The sequence below is a fragment of the Thermoanaerobaculia bacterium genome (assembly GCA_018057705.1).
In the GTDB taxonomy this organism is placed as follows: Bacteria; Acidobacteriota; Thermoanaerobaculia; order Multivoradales; family JAGPDF01; genus JAGPDF01.
Map to the genome: position 1 here is coordinate 1 of JAGPDF010000068.1, position 4,642 is coordinate 4,642.

3 protein-coding genes are annotated in these 4,642 nt (G+C 68.3%); all 3 read left to right on the plus strand.

What is annotated here, in order from left to right:
* Positions 1 to 814: glycosyltransferase (locus KBI44_16840; GenBank protein MBP9146145.1), on the plus strand; the 814-nt coding region annotated here is incomplete at its 5' end.
* Between the two features lie 12 nt (positions 815 to 826).
* Positions 827 to 2,530, plus strand: a complete 1,704-nt coding sequence (locus KBI44_16845) for an electron transfer flavoprotein-ubiquinone oxidoreductase (protein ID MBP9146146.1) — start codon at positions 827 to 829, stop codon at positions 2,528 to 2,530.
* A gap of 55 nt (positions 2,531 to 2,585) precedes the next feature.
* Positions 2,586 to 4,642: DPP IV N-terminal domain-containing protein (locus KBI44_16850; protein ID MBP9146147.1), on the plus strand; the 2,057-nt coding region annotated here is incomplete at its 3' end.

A 4,642-nucleotide genomic window follows, 5' to 3' on the forward strand; every position in this document is an offset into this window, starting at 1 on the left:
GGAGCTCGCGTCGCTGCGCGGGATGCTGCTGCGCGAGCGCTCGCCGGTCGAGGTCGACCGCGCGATCTTCGTCGACGACGCCGCGGTGGACGGATCGGGACCGCTGCTCGATCGCCTGGCGGCGCAGCATGCCTGGATCGAAGTCCTGCACCTGCCGCGCAACGCGGGCCAGCACGTCGCGACGGCCGCAGGGTTGGCGCGCGCTCCCGGGGATTGGATCGCGACGCTGGACGAGGATCTGCAACACCGGCCCGAGAGCCTCCTCCCGCTTCTCGCCGCGGCCGCGGCGGCCTCGGCCGACCTCGTCTATGCCGCCCCCCATGGCGGCGTCCATCGCACCTTCTACCGCGACGCCTCCTCGCTCACCGCGAAGTTCCTCATCGGTCTTCTGTCCGGCAATCGCAATGTCCGCCACTTCAACAGCTTTCGCGTCGTTCGCGGACCGATCGCGCGCGCCGCGGCGACAGAGATCACCGCCGGCACCTACCTCGACATCGCACTTTCCTGGTTCGCCGAGCGCGTCGTCGTCGTTCCACTCTCCCTCGTCGACCGGCGCGATCTCGCCGGGCTACCGGGGGGCTACGACCTTCCCGGTCTCCTCCGGCACGCGAAACGCATGCTCCTGACGTCGTGGAAAGGTCCGCCGCGCCGAGCTGGCCTCAGGAGTGGAACCGGCGCGGAGGTGGAACGCCCACCCTACCCCGACGGGCGGGAACGAGAGATCGCCGTGGACCGCACGCGCGATATCGAGGTGAGCGATTTCCTGCTGCGACTCGGGTCGAACAGCCGCGGACCCGGCGAACCCGCATGCTAAATTTCACCTGCCATGACCAACGCGGAACGTGAAACCCTGGATATCGATGTTCTCTTCGTCGGCGCCGGGCCGGCGAGCCTCGCCGGCGCCTACCATCTGGCGCGCCTTCTCGCCGCGCACAACGCCGGCGCCGTCGCCGGATCCCGGCTCGAGCTCTCGATCGCCGTGCTCGAGAAGGGCAGCGAGGTCGGCGCCCACGGTCTCTCCGGAGCGATCATCGATCCGCGGAGTCTTCGTGAGCTCTTTCCCGAGAAGTTCGCTTCGATCCCGTTCGAGGCCGAGGTTGGCCGCGAGCATCTCTGGTGGCTGACGAAGGAGAAGGCGCTCTCGCTCCCGGAGCCGCCGCAGTTGAAGAACCACGGCAACTACGTCGCCTCGCTCGGCAAGCTGGTCAAATGGATGGCGAAAGAGGTCGAGGCCCTGGGAGTCGACATCTTCTGCGAGTTTCCGGGCCGCGAGCTCCTCTACGAAGACTCCCCTGCCGGCCCCGGGCGGCGCGTCGCCGGCGTGCGAACGGGCGACAAGGGGATCGGCAAGGACGGCAGGCGCAAGGCCAACTTCGAGCCCGGAGTCGACATCCGGAGCCAGGTGACCGTGCTCGGAGAAGGGCCGCGCGGCACGCTCGCGAAGCAGCTCGAAAGCCGATTCGGACTCTGTGAAGGCAAGAATCCGCAGGTCTACGCCCTCGGTATCAAGGAGGTCTGGGAGCTGCCGCAGGGGCGTTTCGAGCCGGGCGAGATCTGGCACACCATGGGCTGGCCGATGTGGCCCGATCACTTCGGCGGCGGCTTCATCTACGGGATGCAGGACAACCTCCTCATCGTCGGCCTCGTCTACGGCCTCGACTACGAGAATCCGCTGGACGACCCGCATCTCGAGTTCCAGCGCATGAAGACGCATCCGGCGATCGCACAGCTCCTCGCCGGCGGCACGATGTCCTACTACGGCGCCAAGGCGATTCCGGAGAGCGGCTACTGGGCGATGCCGAAGCTCGGCGGCGACGGCTTCTGCCTGATCGGCGACAGCGGCGGGTTCGTCGACGGCCAGCGCCTCAAAGGGATCCATCTCGCGGTGAAGTCCGGAATGCTCGCGGCCGAGTCGATCTTCGCCGCGGCGGTCGCCGGACAGCCGCTCTCCACCGCCGGCGACGCCTACCCGGCGCACTTCGAAGCGAGCTGGGCGAAAGCCGAGCTCTGGAAGAGCCGCAACTTCCACCAGGGATTCGAGCGCGGCGGCTTCGACGCCATGGTCAACGCGGCGCTCGGCACGGTCACCGGCGGCAAGGGCTTCGGTCTCTTCGAGCGCCTGCCGGCCGAAGCCGGGCATGAGCGCCTTCACCGGCTCGACAGCGAGCGCTCCGACTATCGTGCACCGGCGCCCGTCGCCTTCGACGGCAAGCTGACCTTCGACCGTCTCGCGGACGTCTACAACTCGGGAGCCGCGCACGAGGAGGATCAGCCGGTGCATCTGCTGGTCGCCGACACCTCGATCTGCGTCGACCGCTGCGCCCGCGAGTTCGGCAATCCGTGCACCCGCTTCTGCCCCGCCGGAGTCTACGAAATGGTCGAGGACGGCTCGGCTGCAGCCGGCAGGCGTCTGCAGATCAACGCGTCGAACTGCGTGCACTGCAAGACCTGCGACATCATGGACCCCTACCAGATCATCGATTGGGTGCCACCCGAGGGTGGCGGCGGTCCCAACTACGGCAAGATGTAGCGGACCGCCGCTGCGCCCTTCGCCGCAACCGACCCGCCGCTCCGGAGATTTTCGGATGAGAACACCCGTGCTGCCGCTAGCGCTTGGCCTGCTCCTCCCCGCCGCGCTGCTCGCCGGCGAGCTCTCGGTCGAGAAACTCTTCGATCCTGCGGCGCTGCCGAAAGTCACCCAGAGCGCCTGGCGCCCGGACGGCCGGTGGCTCACCCAGGTCGCGAAGGAGGAATCCGGCACCGAGCTCCGCGGTATCGATGCGGCGACAGGAAAGGTCGCCTTCAGGCTGCCCTGGTCCGATCTCCAGCTCGCGCCCGCAGCAGCGGCCAAAGTCACCGCGTCGATCGCCCCTTCGGAGTACCTCTGGTCGCCGCGAAGCGACGCCCTGCTGCTCACCGCCGGAGAGGACCTCTACCTCTACCGGCTTGCCGGGAAGTCGCTGCAGCGGCTCACCGACACCGCCGCCGAAGAGGAGGCCGCGACCTTCTCCCCCGACGGGCGCAAGGTGGCCTACGTGCGCGACTGCGACCTCTTCGTCCGCGACCTCGAAAGCGGGCTCGAGAGTCGGATCACGACCGACGGCAGGGACAACGAGATCCTGAACGGCAAGAACGACTGGGTCTATTGGGAGGAGATCTGGAACCGGAATCCGACCGGGTACTGGTGGAGCCCGGACAGCCGGCGCCTCGCCTACTACCGGTTCGACGACCGCGCCGTTCCCACCTATCCGCTGCTCGACGAGCGCGGGACCTATCCCGAGATCCGCTTCCAGCGCTACCCCAAAGCGGGCGAGACCAATCCGACCGTCCGGATGCGCGTGGTCGAGCTCGCGACACGGGCGACGATCGAGCTCGCGACCGCCGACTCACCCGCCGCCGAGGACGCCTACCTCGTCCGCGTGCACTGGCGCCCGGACAGCGCGCAGATCGCGATCGAACGCCTGAACCGCGACCAGACGGAGCTCGACCTTCTGGGATGCGATCCGGTTTCGGGTGTTTGCGCGGTGATCACCAGCCAGACCAGCGCGACCTGGGTGAACATTCCGAACGAGTTCCACTTCCTCGCCGACGGCGGTTTCCTCTGGTCGAGCGAAGAGAGCGGTTGGAACCGTCTGCGCCGGCACGCCGCGGACGGCGCGGTCATCGCCACGGTCTCACCAGAGGAGTTCGCGGTGACGGCACTCGACGCGGTCGACGAAGCGAGCGGCGTCGCCATCATCACCGGTTTCCGGCCCGGCGGCCTCGGCGCGGCGGACCGGCAGGTCTGGCTCCTGCCGCTCGCCCCCACCGGCGGCGCAGCGGCTCCGCGGGTGCTGGCCGGCGGCGTCGGAACGAACGGTGCGGACGTCGCCCCCGGTGCGCGCCACTGGGTTCATCGCTGGAGCGACGCCAATCATCCGCCGCGGTCGACGATCCGGCGCATCAGCGGCGAAGCGGTGGTCGCCCTGCCGACGCAGAATCTCTCCTACGATCCCGAGAAGCTCCCGCAGTGGGAGCTCTTCGAGATCCCGGGGCCCGGCGGCGTCCGCCTCCCGGCCCGCTGGCTGCGGCCGGCGAACTTCGACCCGACGAGGCGCTATCCGGTCATCATGTTCCACTATGGCGGCCCTGCGTCACAGGTGGTGACGAATGCCTGGGATTCGCGTCGCCCACCTTGGCACCAGTGGATGGCCGAGCGCGGCTACGTCGTCTTCATGGTCGACAACGAGGCCTCGGTTTTCTTCGGCAAGCGCGGCGAGGACAAGATGCATCGCAACTTCGGTCCGCTCGAGCTCGCCGGCCAGCTCGCCGGGGTCGAGCATCTCAAGTCGATCGCCTGGGTCGATTCGACTCGCATCGGTCTCTGGGGCTGGTCGGGCGGCGGCGCCAATACACTCTGGTCGCTCTTCCACAGTCCGGGAACCTGGAAGGCCGGGGTGGCCGGCGCACCGGTCTCGGACATGCGTTTCTACGACTCGATCTGGACCGAGCGCTACATGGACACTCCGCAGACGAATCCGGACGGCTACAAGAGCGGTTCGGCGCTGAGCGCCGCGACCCGGCTAGGGGACGCCCTGCTGATCGTGCACGGCACCGGAGACGACAACGTCCATCCGCAGAACTCGATCGCTCTCATGGACAA